General features: G+C 70.6%; 18 protein-coding genes. 6 read left to right on the top strand and 12 right to left on the bottom strand.

Features of this window, described 5'->3' with window-relative positions; all coding sequences use genetic code 11:
- Positions 1-38 precede the first annotated feature (38 nt).
- Entirely contained in the window at positions 39-572 is a 534-nt protein-coding gene (locus BCAV_RS05655) for a GyrI-like domain-containing protein (protein ID WP_015881623.1), read from the top strand.
- 12 nt (positions 573-584) lie between these two features.
- Here BCAV_RS05655 and typA read toward each other — a convergent pair whose 3' ends face one another.
- The 3 genes from typA to BCAV_RS05640 form a co-directional block, all read right to left on the bottom strand.
- A complete protein-coding gene (gene typA / locus BCAV_RS05650) occupies positions 585-2,486 on the bottom strand; it encodes a translational GTPase TypA (RefSeq protein ID WP_015881622.1) in 1,902 nt (633 codons plus the stop codon).
- A 128-nt stretch (positions 2,487-2,614) separates the two neighbouring features.
- Positions 2,615-4,450 carry a BCCT family transporter gene (locus BCAV_RS05645; protein ID WP_015881621.1) on the bottom strand — a complete coding sequence of 612 codons (1,836 nt, stop codon included), beginning with the start codon at positions 4,448-4,450 and terminating at the stop codon, positions 2,615-2,617.
- A 112-nt stretch (positions 4,451-4,562) separates the two neighbouring features.
- On the bottom strand, positions 4,563-6,374 hold the full coding sequence (locus tag BCAV_RS05640; protein WP_015881620.1) for an ABC transporter ATP-binding protein: 1,812 nt from the start codon (positions 6,372-6,374) through the stop codon (positions 4,563-4,565).
- Between the two features lie 42 nt (positions 6,375-6,416).
- Between BCAV_RS05640 and BCAV_RS05635 the strand changes: the two genes are divergently transcribed.
- Positions 6,417-7,031, top strand: a complete 615-nt coding sequence (locus BCAV_RS05635) for a hypothetical protein (RefSeq protein ID WP_015881619.1) — start codon at positions 6,417-6,419, stop codon at positions 7,029-7,031.
- A gap of 28 nt (positions 7,032-7,059) precedes the next feature.
- Here the strand turns inward: BCAV_RS05635 and BCAV_RS05630 are convergent, their stop codons facing one another.
- The 7 genes from BCAV_RS05630 to BCAV_RS05600 all read right to left on the bottom strand — a co-directional run bounded on the left by BCAV_RS05630 (position 7,060) and on the right by BCAV_RS05600 (position 13,854).
- A complete protein-coding gene (locus BCAV_RS05630) occupies positions 7,060-8,124 on the bottom strand; it encodes an ABC transporter permease (protein WP_015881618.1) in 1,065 nt (354 codons plus the stop codon).
- Entirely contained in the window at positions 8,121-9,653 is a 1,533-nt protein-coding gene (locus BCAV_RS05625) for an ABC transporter permease (RefSeq protein ID WP_015881617.1), read from the bottom strand. Before BCAV_RS05625 ends, BCAV_RS05630 begins: the two co-directional genes overlap by 4 nt.
- Before the next feature lie 216 nt (positions 9,654-9,869).
- Positions 9,870-11,741: an ABC transporter family substrate-binding protein gene (locus BCAV_RS05620; protein WP_050761666.1), complete on the bottom strand. Its 1,872-nt coding sequence runs from the start codon at positions 11,739-11,741 to the stop codon at positions 9,870-9,872.
- Between the two features lie 316 nt (positions 11,742-12,057).
- A complete protein-coding gene (locus tag BCAV_RS05615) occupies positions 12,058-12,558 on the bottom strand; it encodes a nitroreductase family deazaflavin-dependent oxidoreductase (protein WP_015881615.1) in 501 nt (166 codons plus the stop codon).
- Positions 12,555-13,010: a group II truncated hemoglobin gene (locus BCAV_RS05610; protein WP_015881614.1), complete on the bottom strand. Its 456-nt coding sequence runs from the start codon at positions 13,008-13,010 to the stop codon at positions 12,555-12,557. The genes BCAV_RS05615 and BCAV_RS05610 overlap by 4 nt, the downstream gene beginning before the upstream one ends.
- Before the next feature lie 7 nt (positions 13,011-13,017).
- Entirely contained in the window at positions 13,018-13,428 is a 411-nt protein-coding gene (locus tag BCAV_RS05605; RefSeq protein WP_015881613.1) for a VOC family protein, read from the bottom strand.
- 225 nt (positions 13,429-13,653) lie between these two features.
- Positions 13,654-13,854, bottom strand: a complete 201-nt coding sequence (locus BCAV_RS05600; RefSeq protein WP_015881612.1) for a hypothetical protein — start codon at positions 13,852-13,854, stop codon at positions 13,654-13,656.
- 110 nt (positions 13,855-13,964) lie between these two features.
- Here BCAV_RS05600 and BCAV_RS21470 point away from each other — a divergent pair, with 110 nt between their 5' ends.
- Positions 13,965-15,146, top strand: coding sequence for a hypothetical protein (locus BCAV_RS21470; RefSeq protein ID WP_050761664.1), 1,182 nt, complete (start codon positions 13,965-13,967; stop codon positions 15,144-15,146).
- 11 nt (positions 15,147-15,157) lie between these two features.
- Here the strand turns inward: BCAV_RS21470 and BCAV_RS05590 are convergent, their stop codons facing one another.
- Positions 15,158-15,730: a hypothetical protein gene (locus BCAV_RS05590; protein ID WP_015881610.1), complete on the bottom strand. Its 573-nt coding sequence runs from the start codon at positions 15,728-15,730 to the stop codon at positions 15,158-15,160.
- A gap of 202 nt (positions 15,731-15,932) precedes the next feature.
- On the bottom strand, positions 15,933-16,331 hold the full coding sequence (locus BCAV_RS21465) for a VOC family protein (protein WP_015881609.1): 399 nt from the start codon (positions 16,329-16,331) through the stop codon (positions 15,933-15,935).
- Positions 16,332-16,518: 187 nt separating this feature from the next.
- On the opposite strand from BCAV_RS21465, the gene BCAV_RS05580 reads away from it, so the two are divergent.
- From BCAV_RS05580 to BCAV_RS05570, 3 genes are all read left to right on the top strand, one after another.
- On the top strand, positions 16,519-17,211 hold the full coding sequence (locus BCAV_RS05580; protein ID WP_015881608.1) for a VOC family protein: 693 nt from the start codon (positions 16,519-16,521) through the stop codon (positions 17,209-17,211).
- A 107-nt stretch (positions 17,212-17,318) separates the two neighbouring features.
- A complete protein-coding gene (locus tag BCAV_RS05575; protein ID WP_015881607.1) occupies positions 17,319-18,083 on the top strand; it encodes a hypothetical protein in 765 nt (254 codons plus the stop codon).
- Positions 18,084-18,088: 5 nt separating this feature from the next.
- Positions 18,089-18,688, top strand: a complete 600-nt coding sequence (locus tag BCAV_RS05570) for a hypothetical protein (RefSeq protein WP_144016723.1) — start codon at positions 18,089-18,091, stop codon at positions 18,686-18,688.
- Positions 18,689-18,718: the final 30 nt, after the last annotated feature.

Here is an 18,718-nt window from a genome sequence, read left to right as displayed (position 1 = left end):
CTGGGACGTCGGAGACACCGAGGCGCAAGGAGGCCGCCATGACTGCCGAGCCCGCCGTCGTCGAGCGGCCCTCACGCCCGTACGTGGGCATCGCCGAGCACGTGGGCATGACGGAGGTCGGACGGATCGGTGGTCGCATCGCCGAGCTCTTCACGTGGGCCGGCGAGCACGGCCTCGACGTGACCGGCGCCCCGTTCTTCCGGTACCACGTCATCGACATGGCTCGCGAGATGCTCGTCGAGGCGGGGATCCCGGTGGCCGACGACGACGCCACGCGCGCCGCCGTCGCCGTCCTGCCCGCGAGCGCCGCTGACGACGGCGCGATCGCCGCCGGTCTCCTGCCCGCCGGTCGCTACACCGTCGTCCTCCACCGCGGACATCCCGACTCGCTCGTCGCAGCGACGGCGGCGCTGCTCGCCTGGGGCGCGGAGCAGGGCCTGCGCTTCGACCACCACGAGGAGGACGACGGCGACCACTGGGCGAGCCGGATCGAGACGTACCTGAGCGACCCGGCCGAGGTCCCCGACATGGCCGACTGGGAGACGGAGCTCGCGTTCAGGCTCGCGGACTGAGCCGCGGCGTGCTCAGGCGCGCTTCGCCCGCGACGCAGCCCGGCCGCGTTCCGTCTGGTCGAGCACGACCTTGCGGATGCGGATCGCCTCCGGCGTGACCTCGACGCACTCGTCGTCGCGGGCGAACTCCAGGGACTCCTCCAGGGTGAGCCGGCGCGGAGGCGTGAGCCGCTCGAGCTCGTCCCCGGTCGAGGACCGGATGTTGTTCAGCTTCTTCTCGCGCGTGATGTTGACGTCCATGTCGTCGGCGCGGTTGTTCTCGCCGACGACCATGCCCTCGTAGACCTCCTGGCCCGGCGAGACGAAGAACGTCCCGCGGTCACCCAGGTTGATGAGAGCGAAAGCCGTCACGGCGCCCGCGCGGTCGGCCACGAGCGACCCGGCCGTGCGGAACTCGATCGGCCCGGCCCACGGCTCGTACCCCTCCGCGATCGACGACGCGATGCCCGTGCCGCGCGTGTCGGTGAGGAACTGCGTCCGGAACCCGATGAGCCCACGGGCCGGCACGAGGAACTCCATCCGCACCCAGCCGGTGCCGTGGTTCGTCATCGTCTCCATGCGGCCCTTGCGCTGGGCGAGCAGCTGGGTGACGGAACCGAGGTACTCCTCGGGGACGTCGATCGTCATCCGCTCGACCGGCTCGTGGGTGCGGCCGTCGATCTCGCGTGTCACGACCTGGGGCTTGCCGACCGTGAGCTCGAAGCCCTCGCGGCGCATCTGCTCGACGAGGATCGCGAGCGCGAGCTCGCCGCGGCCCTGGACCTCCCACGAGTCCGGGCGACCGGTGGGGAGCACCCGCAGCGAGACGTTGCCGACGAGCTCGCGGTCGAGGCGGTCCTTGACCTGCCGCGCGGTCACCTTGGCCCCCTTCACGCGGCCGGCCAGCGGGGACGTGTTGATCCCGATCGTCATGGAGATCGCCGGGTCGTCGACGGTGATGAGCGGCAGCGGACGAGGGTCGTCCGGGTCGACGAGCGACTCGCCGATGGTGATGTCCTCGATGCCGGCGACGGCGACGATGTCCCCCGGGCCGGCGCTCTCGGCGGGCACGCGGTCGAGCGCCTTGGTGGCGAGGAGCTCGCTCACCCGCACCTGGGTGAGCGAGCCGTCGCGACGCGCCCAGGAGACCGTCTGACCCTTGCGCAGCGTGCCGTTGAACACCCGCAGCAGCGCGAGGCGGCCCAGGAACGGCGACGCATCGAGGTTCGTCACGTGCGCCTGGAGGGGAGCGCCGTCGTCGTACGACGGCGCCGGGATCCGCTCGAGGATCGTCGCGAAGAGCGGCTCGAGGTCCGTCCCGTCAGGCATGCCGCCGTCGGCGGGCGGCGTCGTGGACGCCCTCCCGACCTTCGCCGCGGCGTACACGACCGGGACGTCGAGGACGGCGTCGAGGTCGATGTCCTCGTCCTCGAGGTCGCTGGCGAGCGCCAGGAGCAGGTCGGTGGTCTCACCGACGACCTCCTCGATCCGGCTGTCCGGTCGGTCCACCTTGTTGACCACGAGGATCACGGGCAGGCGGGCGGCGATCGCCTTGCGGAGCACGAAGCGGGTCTGCGGCAGCGGGCCTTCCGACGCGTCGACGAGGAGCACCACGCCGTCGACCATCGAGAGCCCGCGTTCCACCTCGCCGCCGAAGTCCGCGTGACCAGGCGTGTCGATGACGTTGATGGTGACGCCCTCGGGGTGCCCGGCAGCGGCGGCGCTCGGCCCTGAGTAGGCGATGGCGGTGTTCTTCGCGAGGATCGTGATGCCCTTCTCGCGCTCGAGGTCGCCAGAGTCCATCGCGCGTTCGCCGACGTGGTCGTGAGCGCCGAACGCGCCCGTCTGCCACAGCATCGAGTCGACGAGCGTGGTCTTGCCGTGATCGACGTGTGCGACGATCGCGACATTGCGCAGGTCAGAGCGCACGGGCATGGCGGTACTCATTTCCGACGGCGGTTGGCGGGACGATCCTCGAAGGTCGAGTCTCGTACGGGTCACCCCGCCTGGACGGGCAGCGCCCCGCACCCTTGAGAAGGGGAGGCACGAGCCGAGGGCCCATTCTAGGTGACACCTGGGCCCGACTCGTCGCGAGCTTCGTCACCCGAGGCGTCGATGCGCTGCTCCGCCTCCGGGCCGCCGTTCTCGAGCCCGCCCGACCGAGTCCGCTCGCCGGCCTCGGCGGCGCCCAGGCCGAGCGCGGACGGGCGGTCGAGCGCGGACAGGAGTCGCTGCTGCCAGCGTCGAGTCCCGCCACGGAGGCGGTCGGACGACTCGGCCCCCCAGCCCGCAGCGATCGTCGCCTGCAGCCGGGCGTCGGTGGAGACGGCGCCCACGACGTGCTCGGTGAGCTCGTGCCGTGCGCGCTCCAGGTCGACCGCGCGACGCGCCAGGAGCTCGGCGCGCAGGGCGCGACCGAGAGCGAGAACCATCCCGATGATGACGAGCGTGAACGGCAGGGCGATGAGCGTCGTCGCCGTCTGCATCGCGCTCAGTCCACCGCGCGCGAGGAGCGCCACCGCCACGGCCCCGATGACCACGCACCAGAACACCCGGCTCCACACCGGCGTCTTCTCCCGGCCGGTCGCGAGCATGTCCACGACCAGCGATCCCGAGTCGGCGGACGTGACGAAGAAGATGGCGATGAGCACGAGCACGATGCCCACCAGTGCGGAGCCGCCCGGGAAGCCCTGCAGGAGGTCGAACATCACGTAGTCCGGGTCGACGCTCGTGCCGTCGTCCCCGGCGAGGTCGCCGGCCCCGAACATCTGCCGGTAGATGGCGGACCCGCCGAACACCTGGAACCACGTGAACGTGACGAGCGTCGGCGCCAGGATCGTGCCGAGCACGAACTGCCGGATCGTGCGCCCCCGGGAGATCCGCGCGATGAACATGCCGACGAACGGCGCCCAGGACACCCACCAGCCCCAGTAGAAGACCGTCCACTGCTGCTGCCACTCGGCGCCGGCCTCCCCCTCGAACGCGAGCAGGTCCGTCGACAGCCCGACGTAGTTCTGCAGGAAGAACCCCACCGACTGCACGAGGTCCCGCAGCAGGAAGAGCGTCGGGCCGAGGACGAGCACCAGCACGAGGAGCCCGGCTGCGACGTACATGTTGAGGTTCGACAGGATCTTGATGCCGCGGTCGAGCCCGGACACGACGGACATCGTCGCCATCGCCGTGACGATCACGACCACCGTCAGCTCCACGGCCGTCGACGCACTCACGATCCCGCTGTGGTCGAGGCCGGCGGTGATCTGCAGCGCCCCGAACCCCAGCGTTGTGGCGACGCCGAAGATCGTCCCGAGCACCGCGACGACGTCGATCACGCTCCCCCATCGGCCCTTCACGCGGTCGCCGAGCAACGGCTGCAGCGCCCACCGGATCGAGATCGGACGGCGCCGGCGGTGGATCGAGTACGCCAGGCACAGCCCGACGGACGCGTAGATCGCCCACGCCTGAGGTCCCCAGTGCAGGAACGTGCGCCCCATGGCCTGCTGCGCGATCTCCTCCTGACTCCCGGTCACGCCCGGTGGCGGCGAGACGAAGTGCGTCAGCGGTTCCGCCGGCCCCCAGAACACGAGGCCGATGCCCATCCCGCAGGCGAAGACCATCGCGAACCAGGCCCCGAGGGAGAACTCCGGCGGCTCCCCGTCCCGGCCCAGCGTGAGGTCGCCCGCCTTGCTCACGGCCACCACGACGCAGACGACGACGAGCCCCGCGACCAGCAGCACGTAGTACCAGCCGAAGCCCTGGATGATCGTCCGTTGCAGGTACCCCAGGACCGCCTCGGCCTCCGTCGGGAACAGCAGCGTCAGCCCGACGAAGAGCAGGACCAGCGCGGCGGACCAGCGGAACACCGCGCTCAGGCGGCGTGCGGGCACTGCGGCTCGCGGCATGCGCACATCCCAGCACCATGCACGCGGCTCCGCCATGTGGCGGCGTCGCTGCGGTCAACGCACCGCCGCGAACCGACCGCCCCGCCGTCGGGACGACGGAGCGGTCAGCAGCTCAGAGTCCGGGACCGGTCTTGGCTGACGCACCCGGGTCGTCGACCTGCTCGAGCACCAGCTCCTGCTCGAACTGCAAGGCGTGCTCGTCCTCGTCGCCGGCCGCGGCCTCGAGCAGCGCGTCCCGCATCTCGCGGCGCTTGCGCTGCTCGTCCGGGTCGGGAACGGGGACGGCGGCGATGAGGCGCTGCGTGTACGGGTCCTGCGGGTTGGACACGACCTGTTCGGTCGCGCCGATCTCGACGAGCTTTCCGTGGTGCATGACGGCGATCCGGCTCGCCAGCATCTCCACCACCGCGAGGTCGTGGCTGATGAACAGGCACGCGAACCCGTGCTCCCGCTGCAGGTCCTGGAACAGCTCGAGCACGCGGGCCTGGACCGACACGTCCAGGGCCGAGGTGGGCTCGTCGGCGACGAGCAGCTTCGGCTCGAGGCTCAGCGCACGCGCGATGCCGACGCGCTGCCGCTGCCCGCCGGACAGCTCGTGCGGGTAGCGGTTGCGCATCGAGCGCGGGAGCTCCACCTGGTCGAGGAGCCGCTCGACGTGCCGCGCCAGCTCCGCGCCCTTGACGCCACGGTGCAGCATGAGCGGTTCCCCGATGGACTCCCCGATCGGCAGCCGCGGGTTGAGCGAGCTGCCCGGGTCCTGAAAGACGATGCCGACCTGGCTCCGCAGCGGGCGCAGGTCTTTCGCCGTCGCCCCCACCATGTCGACGCCGCCGATGCGCAGCGAGCCCCCGCTGACGGGCAGGAGGCCGACGACCGCCCGGCCGATCGTGGTCTTGCCCGAACCCGACTCGCCGACGAGCCCGACGACCTCGCCGGGTGCGATCGTGAGGTCGACGCCGTCGACCGCCCGGAACGCAGGGCTCCGCCCACGCTTCGGGTACGTGATCTCGAGCCCGGTCGCCGCCATGACGGGCTCGGCGGCGCTGAACGCCTCGAGCTCTGCCCGACGCTCCTCGCGCCGCGCCGGCTCCGTCGAGTGGGTGCCGAGGTGCGGCACGGCGTCGAGCAGCTGCTTCGTGTACGGGTGCTGCGGCGCGCCGAAGATCGCGGCAGCCGTTCCCGTCTCGACGATGCGGCCGTTCTTCATGACGACGATGCGGTCCGCCATGTCGGCGACGACGCCCATGTCGTGGGTGATGAGGATGATGCCGGAGTTGATCCGCCCGCGCAGGTCGCGCATCAGCTTGAGGATCTCGGCCTGCACGGTGACGTCGAGCGCCGTCGTCGGCTCGTCAGCGACGAGCAGCGTCGGGTCGTTGGCGAGCGACTGCGCGATCATCGCGCGCTGCCGCTGCCCGCCGGAGAGCTGGTGCGGGTACGAGTCGAAGCGACGCTCGGGCTCCGGGATCTCGACCAGGCGCAGCAGCTCCAGCGCTCGCTCCTTGGCGCGCGCGGGGCCGAGGTTCTGGTGGACGCGCAGGGCCTCGACGATCTGGAAGCCCACCGTGTAGACGGGGTTCAGCGCCGTCATCGGCTCCTGGAAGATGACGGAGATGTCCTTGCCCCGCACCCGGCGCAGGTTGCGCGTGCTCATCCCGATCAGCTCGCGACCGCCGAGCGTGGCGCTGCCCCGGGCGCGACCGTTCGGCGGGAGGAGCCCGAGCAGGGACATCGACGACTGCGTCTTGCCCGAGCCGGACTCGCCGACGATGGCGAGGACCTCGCCGGGGTGCAGGTCGTACGTCACGTCGATGGCCGCCGGGAGCCACTCCCCGTCGACGAAGAAGTCGACGTCGAGACCCCGGACCGACAGGATCGGCTCGCCTGTCGTCGCCGCAGCGGTCGTCTCCACGGTCTCGGTCATGGAAGCAGGTCCCCTTCTCTCGGGTTCTGACACGATGGTCGCATGACCTCGTCGCTCGGCACGGTTGATGTGTTTCGCACCACGTTCTCCCGTGTCATCGCCGGACTCGTGGGCGTCGTCAGCGCCGTCGCGATCGTGCTCCTCGCGATCGCGGGGACCGACGCGCTGCTGCAGTCAGGCGGGTTCTTCGCCGTGGTCGGGGTCGGCGCCTGGGCGCTCTTCTGGCGGCCGTTCGTCGAGCTGAACGACCGTGAGATCGTTCTGTCGAACGTCCTGCGCACCACGCGGATCCCCTGGCCGGCTGTCACCGCGCTGGACTCGCGGTGGTCGTTCACCGTCGAGATTGCCCAGCGCAAGCACAGCGCGTGGGCGGCTCCCGGTTCGAGCGGCATGGCCGCCCGGGCACGCCCGTCGCGTCGCGGCGCGAAGCCGGCCGACGAGCCGACCGGCACCGAGACACCCGGGCAGCGGCGGCTCGCCGAGGGCAACGACGCGGACGCCGTCGCCCTCGCGGCCGCGCAGCGGCTCGCCGCGCACCAGGCGAAGCCAGCCGCGCGAACCGCCGACGAGTCAGCCGCCCGGGCGAGCTGGAACACGCCCGTGCTCGTGGCCCTCGGCGTGGCCGTCGCGTGGCTGGTCGCCGGCTTCCTGTTCTGAGCCGGCGACCGCAGGGCGGCGACGCGGATCACGCCTGCCCCGGCGCTCCGGCGCCCGCGCGCGCTGCCTGACGGCGCGCCGCCCGCGCCATCTTCCGCTCGGACGGGATCCGCTTCTGGCGAGGATCGAAGGCGTCCCGCAGGCCGTCACCGACGAAGTTCACGCACAGCGCGATCGAGACGATGAACAGACCGGGCCACCAGAACAACCAGGGCCGCGTCGAGAACGCCGACTGGTACTCGCTGATCAGGTACCCCAGCGACACGTTCGGCTGCGTGATCCCGAACCCGAGGTAGCTGAGCGACGTCTCGAGCAGGATCGCCGTGGACAGCATGAGCGTCGTGTTGACGATGATGACGCCCATCGCGTTCGGGAGCATGTGCTTGAAGATGATGCGCCCGCTGCTGGCGCCCGCCACACGGGCCGCGTCGACGAACTCCCGCTCCCGGAGGGAGAGGAACTCACCACGCACGAGCCGGGCGAGCCCCGGCCAGATGACGAGGCCGAGGATGAGCGCGAGCGGCACCGGGTCGGCGCCTCCGAACTGCTTCCCGAGCACGGCGCCGATGACGATCGCCGGCAGGATGATGATGAGGTCGGTGAGGCGCATGAGCGTCTGGTCGGCCTTGCCGCGGAAGTACCCGGACAGGGCGCCTACGACGATGCCGACGGTCGTGGCGACGAACCCGAGCACGACCATGACGATGATCGAGGTCTGCGTGCCGCGCATCGTGCGGGCGAAGACGTCACGGCCGATCTCGTCCTGACCGAACGGGTGCTCGCCGATCGCGAAGCCGGGGCCGCCGAGCCAGGCCGGCATCTCGAGCGTCGGTGACCCGCCGGCCAGCACCGGGTACCTGTCCACCGCGTTCTTGGGCCACCAGCCCGTCCACCCGCCGACGCCGATCGAGGTGAACGCGAGGAGCACGATGAGGAGGAAGACGACGAGGCCGATCACCGCGCCTCGGTGCCGGAGGAACCGACGCCGGACGATCTGGCCCTGCGAGAGGCCTTCGGTCTCTCGGAGCTCGAGGGCGTTCTCGAGCTGGTCCTGGGAACCCGACGCCGTGGGCTCGGGGGTCTCGTTGCTCATGCGTTCACCCGGATCCGGGGGTCGAGGACTGTGTAGACGAGGTCGGCGACGATGTTCGCGACGATCGCGAGCGCCGCCACGATCATCAGGTAGGCCATCACGGGGTTGATGTCGTTCATGTCCAACCCGGTGAGGAACATCGAGCCCATTCCTGGTCGGCCGAAGATGCGTTCCGTGATCAGCGCGCCGCCGAGCAGCGTGATGATGTCGACGGGAACGATCGTCGCCAGCGGAATGAGCGTGTTCCGGAACGCGTGCCGCATGATCACGGTGCGTTCGTTGAGGCCCTTCGCGCGTGCCGTGCGGATGTAGTCCTGGTTCATCGTCTCGAGCATGCTGGCCCGCGAGTAGCGCGTGTACGACGCGAACGAGACGAGCAGCAGCACGAGCGTCGGCAGGATCAGGTGCGTGTACGTGTCGAGCGCGGTGATCCAGAAGTTGCCGCCGAGGTTCGGCGTCCGGTTGCCGGTCGTGGCGATCGGGCGCCCGCTGAGCGCGTCGGAGTAGGCCGGCCAGGCCTGCATCATGCGGTCGACGGCGATGTAGACCGCCATGAGGACCGACACGATCGCCGCGGTTCGTGCGGACTGACCGCGGTCCGGCCCGCCCCAGGCATAACCGACCCCGACGCCGATCGCCGCGGAGACGACGCCGAGGAGGATGAGCATCCCCCAGGTCATCGACGGCGTCAGCGCGCCCCACCCTCCGCCGTAGTTGAGCAGCACGAAGAAGAGGAGCCCGACCCCCACGGACGTGAACGCCGCTCCGAGGGACCGGCGGTTGCGCAGACCCGTGGAGATCGCCGTGACCGCGAGCGCCGTCGCCGCGCCGATCAGGACGAGCATGCCGAGGTCGATCCTCGGCGTCAGCCACCAGCCGCTGAGCTGGAGGTAGAGGAACACGCCGAAGGTCGCGGCGAAGCCTGAGGCGAAGACGATCACGCGCCTGCGGACGTCCCCGCCGATCGCGAGCGTCCAGACCAGGCCGGCGACGATGCCGATGCCGATCAGGACCGCCGTCGAGATCACGGGGTCACGCAGGAAGTCGTTGTAGCCGATGGCGCCCCACTGCTTGAGCAGCACCGCCACCCAGAACGACGGGAGCGAGAACAGCAGGAACGAGACGAACGTGATGAGGTAGTCGAACGACGAGTACTGCCGCAGGGCGCTCACGACGCCGACTGCCACGCCGAGGAAGATCGCGAGGATCGTCGACATCGTCAGCAGCTGGATCGTGGCGATGATCGCGCCCTGGAGCATGCTCGTGACCGTCTGCCCCGTCGGCCAGGAGATCCCCATGTCGCCGGTGACGAAGTTACCGAGCCAGGACAGGTAACGGACGAACACCGACTCGTCGAGCCGGAGGTCGCTGATGCGTTGCGCGATCTTCTGCGGGGTGTCGGGATCGGTGTTGAAGCGCAGGTCCTCTAGCGGGTCGATGACGGCGTTGATCATCAAGTAGTAGAGGAAGCTCGCGACCAACAGGATCGCCAGCCCCGCGAGAACGCGGCGTGTCAGGAATCTGAGCATCTGGTTGAGACCTCACTGGGAGCGCGGGGTGTGCGCTGCATCAGATGACGACCGCACGCGGGCGACCATACTCCCCGCCTGGGCGGGATGGTGCGTGCTCGCAGCCGTCGGGAAATCCGGGCGGACAACGCCACCTGGAAGCAGTGCGAGGGGCACCGGCGCCGGTCGGGCACCGGTGCCCCTCGCCCACTGCGTCAGCGGTGGTAGAGGACCGACCTACTCGGTCGCTTCCTCCGTCGCCTCCTCGGACGTGGGCTCGCCGGCGGTGTCACCGGTGACGTCCCACTCCCAGTAGTTCCAGAACACGGTCGGGCTCAGGGCGATCGGGTTGATGCCCTCGATCGAGTTCCGGTAGACGTCGACACCCGGGTGCTGGTAGATCGGCAGGCCGAACGCGTCCTGAACCAGGAACGCCTCCATCTCGCCCTGCAGCTCCGTCACGGTGTCCTGGTCGGTCGTCACGGCGATCTCGTCGAGCAGCGCGGTCACCTCAGGGTTGTCGTACCCGTAGAAGTTGTTGATCGCGCCCGGACGGTAGTTGGCGTCCGAGTTCGTCGCACCCGTGCCGGTCGACTGCCACCCGAAGATCGCAGCGTCGTACTGCGAGGTGTCGGACAGCAGCGCGCCCCAGTCGGCGTTGGACGCGTCGACGATGCTGAACAGACCCGACGCGTTGACCGTGTCAGAGATGATCTGCAGCTGGTTCTGGCGGCGGGTGTTCAGCGAGTCCGTCATGATCCGGACGTCGATCGGCGTCGTGACGCCGGCGTCGGTCAGGAGCTGGGTCGCCCGGTCGATCGACGACTGGTCGACGACCGCCGGGAACGCCTCCTCGTACCCGTTCGCCGCCACGATCGCGTCGTAGTTCGGCGCGCTCGGCACGGCGAGGTTCGTCTGGCGAACGTTCGCCTCCGGGTTGAGCGGACGGATCAGCGTGTCGACGATGTCCTCACGCGGGATGAGGAGCAGGAACGCCTCACGGACGTCGCGCGCGATGGCCGCGTCGCCGCCGTAGGCAGCCGGGTCGAACGGACCGCCGTTGTTCTGCGCGAGGTCGATGTGCTCGTACGTCGCGGCGTCGCCGGTCAGCACCGTGAAGTCCTCACCCAGCGCCTCGGCGGCCTGGAGGATGTCCGTCGTCGCCTGCGGCTCGATGACGTCGACCTCACCGTTCTGCAGCGCCTGGAGGGACGCCATCGGGTCGCCGTTGTAGCGGATCGTGACGCGCTCGACGTTCGCCGGACGGTCACCGTTGTAGTCCGGGTTGCGCTCGAGCGTCACGTACTGGTCGCGAACGAAGTCCGTGAGGAGGTACGCACCGTTCGAGAGGTAGAGCGACTCGTCGTCCGGCAGCGAGTCACCGAACTGGAAGCCCTCGTTCCAGAACTGCGAGATGGCCGCCAGCGCCTCGGTGTCGTCGTTGTTGATCGCGTCGATGAGGGCCTCCTTGGCCTCCGTCGCGTCGTCGATCCCCAGCGCGTGCATCGCGACGACGTGGGCGGGGACGCCGATGCCGAAGCCCTGCTCCCAGTCGGCGAAGGGGCGGTCGTAGACGAGGGTGATCGTCTTGCCATCCTCGCTGATCTCCGGCGTCGGGATGATGTAGCTCGAGGCGACCGAGGTGCCGCTGAAGTAGACGTTGTCACCCTGGTTGGTGACGTTGCCCTCTTCGTCCGTCTCGACCTCTTCGTCCGCGAGGGTGTTGAAGTGACCGCTGGTCGCTGCCCACGAGAGGAGCATGTCCGCAGCGTCGACGGGCGTCCCGTCGGACCAGGCCACGTCGTCGTTCACCGTGTACTCGACGGTCAGCGGGTCGTCGCTCGTCTTCTCGTACGTGCCGAACGAGGTGTCCTGAGCGATGTTCAGGTCCTCGTCGAAGTACCGGAAGGCGCTGTTCATCAGGTAGAGCACGATCGCGTTGGCGGTCGCGTTGCCCGTCGACGAGTCGCCGTTGTACTCGTAGAACGACTGGTTCCATCCGAACGTGACCGCTGTGTCTTGGGAAAGGCCCTCATCGTCGCCGCCGTTGTCGTCGCTGCCACTGCCGGGCGACTGGCAAGCGGACAGTGCGAGCGCGGTGGCAGCCACTGCTGCACCGAAGGCGGCAAATCGCCTGATCTTCACTGTTCCTCCTCTGGGATGGCCGGATGCCCTGCCACGCCGGCATGCCGGACGGCGCCTTGTGGGCGCCCGTGGGTGGTTATCCGCCTGGGACGGGGCGAGCGTACCCACAGCCGACACGGCCCCAGCAGCCCTCGGTGCCCCAGCGGCAACCATCGTTATCGAAGTGATACCGGTTCGAGACGTCCGTCATCGGCGCGTAACACTTGCGTGATGCACGGGAATCGTTGACCCGGCGCGGCTCGCCGGCGGCAGCGGGCAACCCGTCGGTGTGTGAGCCGGGTCACGACGCGTGACCGGCCCGAGACCCGGGTCGCCCGGTGCGCAGGCGGAGCTCCACGCACGGGATGTCCGGGTCGGCGACGCCCGTCGCCTCGCGGCACAGGGCGAGCAGCAGCTGCCAGTCCCGTGGGTGCCGCGCCGCGTAGGTCCGCAGGGCGGCCGCGGAGTCGTCGGCGTCGAGGAGGCGGGCGCGAGCGGGGACCCGGTACCTCGATCCGACGCTGAGGCGCGCCCGCGGGTCCGCCTGGAGGTTCCGGTACCACTGGGACGAGGTGCCGAACCCGGAGGCGACCACGACGACGTCGTCCGCCGGGCGGTCCACGACCTCCAGGACGACCGACCGGACGAGCCCGCTACGCCGGCCGCGGTGCTCGAGCCAGCAGTACCTGCCGCCGACGAGCACGCCGAGCCCCCAGCGGAACAGCGGGATCGGAGCTCGCACGAGCGCACGCACGCGGAAGACGTGAGCCGACCACGCCCCGATCCGCTCGAGCAGCGTCATCGTGCCGGGGCCACCGGCCCGTCCCACGACCAGCGCGGGAACGGCAGGCCTCCGGGTACGTCGGCCGCGGACGCCGGGTACGCCGCCATCGCGTCGACCGACCAACGCCACCACGCCTCGAGCGTGGATCGCAGCGGTTCGTCCTGGACGCCGACGTCGTCGAGCGCCGCCTCGAAGCAGGCGACGGCGCGCGCGTCCATCTCCTCGTGCTCGCCGTTGCCCGCGTGCATCCGCAGGACGTGGCTGTGGTCGCCCATCGACGCGCTGTAGGCGTCGGGTCCACCGAGCGCCTCCGCCCAGTAGGCAGCGAGCCGTTCGACGTGCTGCGGGTGACCGGGGTGGGAGAACGGGTGGGCCATCACCGGGTCCGCGAGGCAGCGGGTGTGCCACGCGCGGGCCAGGGCGAGCACGGCGTCGTCCCCGCCGAGCGCGTCGTAGACGGTGGCCGGCATCGTCGGCCTACGCCTGCTCGTCGGGTGGCTCGACGGCGACCGCAGGATCCGCCGCCGCCCAGCACAGGCAGAACGGGTGCCCGGCGGGATCCGCGTAGACGACGAACTGCTCGTCCGCGTCCGGCTCCTGGGAGGACTGCAGGAGACGCCCACCGAGGGCGAGGACCCGTTCGTGGCCCTCGGCGAGGTCGTCGACCCACACGTCGAGGTGGATCTGCTGCTGCGGCGTGCCGTCCGGCCAGTCCGGAGGGACGTGGTTGGGAGCGAGCTGGAAGCCCATCCGCCACTCGCCGTCGACGCTGACGCTGTGCCAGTCGTCCTCCGCGTCGACCGTGCCACCCAGGAGGTCGGCCCAGAACGCGCTCTCCGTGGCCAGGTCGGGGGCGTCGAACACCGTGATCGTGCGCGTGACCTTCATGCGTCCATGCTCTGCGGCCAGGGCGGTGCGCACAAGGCCTGCCGCGCCCGGCGCGGTCCTGGCACGTGCCGGGACGGAGGTCCGTGACCCGGAGGTGAACCTCCTCGTCGCCGACGGCTGGGGCCGGCGTCGGCTCGAGCTCGTACCCGCGCGACGAGCTCGTACTCCCGGGAGTACGAGCTCGTCGCGTGGGTACGAGCTCGAGCCAGCATGATCCGCTGATCACTAGCCGAACACGTCGGTGTTGTCGGCAGTTGGATCGGCCAGGATCCCCGGAGCCTCTCGGGTGTCTTGCGCGTAGGTCGTCGGCGGGTTCTCGGCAGTCCCGGGTCGGTCGCTAGCGAGCGCCAGGCCGCCTGCCACCACCAGGGCGCCGGCGGCCACGACTGCTGTGCTGGCGACGACGCTGCGTCTGATCACGTTCACGGTGGCTCCTCAGGTCACGCGGCCCCTCGTGGTCCGCTCACCTGGTCTTCGTCGCCGCACGCCCAGCGGATGGGCGCCCGACGTCGGCTCGCCGCCCCGATACTGGCCAGGTGGAACGATGGCGAACGCGCGCTCGGCTGCCGCTGATCCTCGACGCGCTCTGCCTGTCGGAGGAGGATCCGGCGGTGCGCCGGCTGGTCGAGGCGTTCGGGGGTGTGCCGGTCGAGGTCTCCGAGCAGCTGGTCGGCGAACCCGCCGTGCGGTCGCGGCGGCTGTCGTACCCCTCCGGCGGGGAGATCCTCATGCACGACGACGCCGTCGTCGCCGTGGTGCTGCACGTCGTCCCGACGCCGTTCGCCAGGCGCGGGCTCGATCTGTCGGACTGGGTCGCGGGCGCCCGCAACCGCGCGACGTTCGCCGACCTGAAGGCGGTCTTCGGCACCTCGTGGACGTTCGGTCCCGGGAGCTCGCGCTGCTTCGCGCTGGACGGCGGGTACGCGCGAGCCGAGTTCAGGCCGTTCGGCGGGAGCACGCCCGGAGACCTGCTCGGCGTCGCGTTCACGGCGGATAACCCGAGGCAGACCACCCGACCCGAGGACGACGACTGCCCCACGTGCAGCGGCCTGCTCGTTCGCGACGGCTACGGTGCCGTCGACGTGGACCGCACCATCGCCGAGCTAGCAGCGGGGGTCGAGGCGCGCGTGCTCAGCGAGAGCAGCGCCCACGTCCGGCTCGCCGATCTGGCGCTGCTCGGGGCGTCGGGGCTGATGGAGCGGGCGGAGAGTCAGGTCGCCTGCCGGACGTGCCAGCGGGTCGCCTGCTTCACACTGCACCGCGACTCCTGCCCGACGTTCGGGTACTACCCGACGGACGAGGCGCGGCAGCGCCCGCTCGAGGCGATCCCGCCCGTCGAGTCGTGGGGCGATGCGGACCGGATCGCCGCGGCCAGCGACGCGATGCGCTACGTCGACCACGAGCCCGGAGCATGGTTCCTGGTGGAGAAGCAGGGCATCCTCTACCTCGACGCCCGGTACGTGGTGAGCTCGATGGCCGACGACTCGGCGCTGCTCCGCCTGAGCGAGTCCGAGCTCGAGGCCTATCGCGTGGGCGGCCACGACTACCTCTCGCAGCTCGCGCGGAAGATCCACGACGGCTCGCCCCACCGGGAGGACTCCACGTTCTACCCGCGCAACCTGTACCGCGATCCCGAGACCTCCCGCGCCTTCCGCGACGAGGTCAGCGCCGCCATCGTCAACCACACCTGGCTCGCGGAGCACCGGCGCCAGGCATGAGCTCCGCCCGGCTACTCGGCCGGGAGCGGCCAGGACCAGACGAGGTCCGCGACGGCGACCGCGTCCCGTTCCTTCCGCAGCCGCCGACGGCGTGAGGCCTCGCGCTTCGTGGCGGGGCTCGGCGCGGAGTCCCAGACCCAGTGCCTGGGGACGAGGTGGAGAGCGAGGGTCTCCTGCGTTCGCTCCCGGGTGACCGAGCGCACGAGCACCGCGGCGACCTCCCCGATCCCCCACCACAGCATCCACGTCGGGCCAAGGACGACCGCGCCGGCGTCGACGAGCGTGCGGCCGTACCCCTCGTCGAGGTCCACGGACGACTCCGCATGGAAGAAGTCGCCTCCGTAGAGGTGGATGCAGTCCATGCGCAGACCCTGCTCCAGCGTGAGCAAGAGGCGCGGGTCGGCGGCGTCGCCGTCGTCGGGAACGACGGCGACGGCGAGCGGGAAGATCGCGTACCTGCCCCTGTCGATCACAGGGGTGCCGAGATCCGGCCAGCGCGGAGTCGATCGGTTCGGGCCGCGCTCGAGCGCGGCCATGATCGAGCGCGCGTCCGAGATCTGGGTGACGGGCTCGGGCTCCTTCACGCTCGCGCCTCCCGGTCTCGCGCGACCTCGGCCATCATCGCCACGATCTCGGGAGCGGACACGTCGAGGTGGCTGCGGCTGCTGATGATCGGCCGCGGGCACGGGACGTCGAGAGCAACCTGCTGCCCGCAGGAGGTGACGAGGTCGGCGTCATCGTTCGCATCGTAGGGGGCGAGAAGCGCAGCACGGCCGCTCGCGCCGGCTACCCCTCGAGCGCCGCCTTGAGCCCGACGCGGTGCCCGTCGGGATCGCTGACGATCGCGAACCGCTGCCCCCACGGCATGTCGGTGGGCGGCTTGAGGGTGGTCACGCCGCGCGCACGCAGGCGTGCAACGGCGTCCTCGAGGCGCTCCACGGACTCGAGCTCGAGATCCACCTGCGGACCGCCGGCGGACGGCTGCGGCGCGGTCTCGTCCCACCACGAGGCGAACGAGGTCGAGTGCAGCACCACCGTCACGCCCGTGTTCGTCGATACCCACGCCTCGGCAGGGCCCTCGCCCTGCCGATTGCGGCTTCGAAACTCGACCCCCAACGCCTCGTAGAAGTCACGACTCCGTTCGAGGTCCGCGACGATCAGGTTGACCTGGGCGACGGTCGGCATGGCCGCAACCTTCCACCCGCGGTCCACGCCCGCAACAGGCGTGGGTGGGAGGCGATCGACCCCTCCGCCTGCGCGACGAGGTCGGGAACGGCGCCGACCACCGCGCGCACGTCGACGTCGTCGACGCGGTCGCCGACCGTGACGCGCCTGCGGCCTCGGTCCGTCAGCATCGCCGTAGGGTGCAACGGTGGCTCTACGGCTGGAAGCAGTGGCCTTCGACGTCGCCGACGCGACCGCCGTGGCTGCCTTCTGGGCCGGGCTGCTCGCCCGAGAGGTCCTCGCGGAGCCCGGCGGAGCGTTGGTCCCGGGTGAGCAGAAGCAGGTCGGCCTCCGCTTCGTCACGTCCGACACCGTGCAGGTCGGCCCGCGGCGGCTGCATCTGCACCTGACCAGCAGCAGCCTCGAGCACCAGCAGCGAACCGTCGAGACAGCGCTGCGCCTCGGCGGCCGCCACCTTGACGTGGGCCAAGGACCCGACGCGACCTTCGTCGTGCTGGCCGACCCTGGCGGCAACGAGCTGTGCGTCATCGAGCCGGGCAACACCTATCTGGCAGGCACCGGCTACCTCGGCGAGGTGACCTGTGACGGATCGCGAGACGTCGGCCTGTTCTGGCGCGACGCCTTGGCCTGGCCGCTCGTGCTGGACGAGGGCGAGCAGACAGCTGTCCAGTCGCCCCTCGGCGGCACGAAGATCTCATGGGACTCGTGGGGCAGAGAGCGGGGCGCCGGGAGTCGGCAGCGCTTCGACCTGGTCACCGCGCACCCCGCCACCGAGGCGGAACGGCTGGTCGCGCTCGGTGCCACGCTTCTCTCCGACCATGCCGGCCGCCTCGCCATGGCCGACCCGGACGGCAACGAGTTCGGACTCCACACAGCCTGACTCTCACGTCACTGAATCCGGGTTGTGCGCCATCTCGAGCAGGTGCACATGCGCAACCCGAACGAGATGAAGGAGCCGTCAGCTCGACTCGACGGAAGGATGCCCCCATGCATGGTTCGATGCCGGCACGGCTCGCGCGCCCGAGCGACGTTCCGCGGCCAGAGTCCGTCGACGAGGTCGCGAAGTGGGCCGGCAGCGAGGACCTGCGCAGCACCGAGCTCGTCCACGCTCCGGTCTTCTGGGTGGCCCTCCCCCTCGCCGCGCTCGGCTTCCTCATCTGGGGCATCGTCACGGATCCCGGCGAGGGCTGGTCGGGCAACCTGCTCAGCGACGACTTCGACGGCCAGCCGTGGAACGCTTGGATCGTCTGGGCCGCCGTCGGGGTCTGGCTGCTCATCACCGTCGGAGTCCTCGCCCTGCGCCTGAGCATCCTCAAGGACCTGCGGGCCGAGAACGAGTGGATCCTCGAGCACGGCGTCGCGCACTCGATCCACCGCGCGTCGGTCGACTACAACGACGGGGAGGCCACCGGCTGGGCGACGTACATTGCCCTCGACCACCGGCTCGACCACCGGCGCGCCGCGGAGATCCACGAAGCGTTCGAGCAGTGGCTGCGCACGACGCTGCCACCCTCGGGCTCGGGGCCCATCTCGTCGACGACGCTGTTCGGCCCGCAGCTGGCCGGCGGCTACTTCTTCCTCCACCTCCCGGTCTCCCAGACCGCCGGCGTCGCCACGGAGCACCGCTGGATGCTCGTCACCGAGCCCCGCGAGTCCGGAGACGAGGTGATCGTGACGCCGGTACCGGTGCCGAAGAAGCTGGCGAGGATCCGGGCGAAGCTGCGCCGGAAGGCCGAGGGGAGAGCACAGTGAACCCCATGAAGCACCTCTCCCTCCTGGGCCTGATCGCGACCGACGAGCAGACCCGGGAGTGGATGGCGGCGGCGCGCACCCCCGAGACCCGGGCGCGCATCCGGTACTGGTCGAAGGTCGAGACCATCAGCACGGCGACGATGCTGGCAGGCATCGCGCTGCTCCTTATCGCGCCGTTCGGCTCGATCGCGCTGGCCGTCTGGTCCAGCGTCACCGACACCGATCGCACGGTCCTGTACTGGTGGATCTGGGGCATCCCGGCTGTCCTCGCCATGGGCGGGGTCGTCGCGGCTCTGGTCGCCTCCGGACGACGAGAGCAGGCGTGCTTCGCCGACGGCCGGGTCGCCGTCGGGACCGTGGAGCGGGCGATCGAGCACACCGGCAGCGGAGACGACCGGACCTGGTTCGACCTGCGCATCAGCGCCGAGCTGCCCGGGGGCACGACGCTGCGCCGCCGGCTGCACCTCGAAGGCGAAGGTCTCGACCGGCGGGTGGGCGGCTCCGTGCGGTTCCGCCACAACACGCTCGACGCCGACGACCTGGACGACGTGCTGCACGTCGGATTCGATCGGGCAGAGCCACGCGAGGAGGGGCAGCGCCCATGACTGGCCCGCTGGTGCTCGCCCGGGACTGCC

It is taken from the genome of Beutenbergia cavernae DSM 12333 (assembly GCF_000023105.1).
Classification (GTDB): domain Bacteria; phylum Actinomycetota; class Actinomycetes; order Actinomycetales; family Beutenbergiaceae; genus Beutenbergia; species Beutenbergia cavernae.
This window is presented reverse-complemented; position numbering and strand designations above follow the sequence as displayed.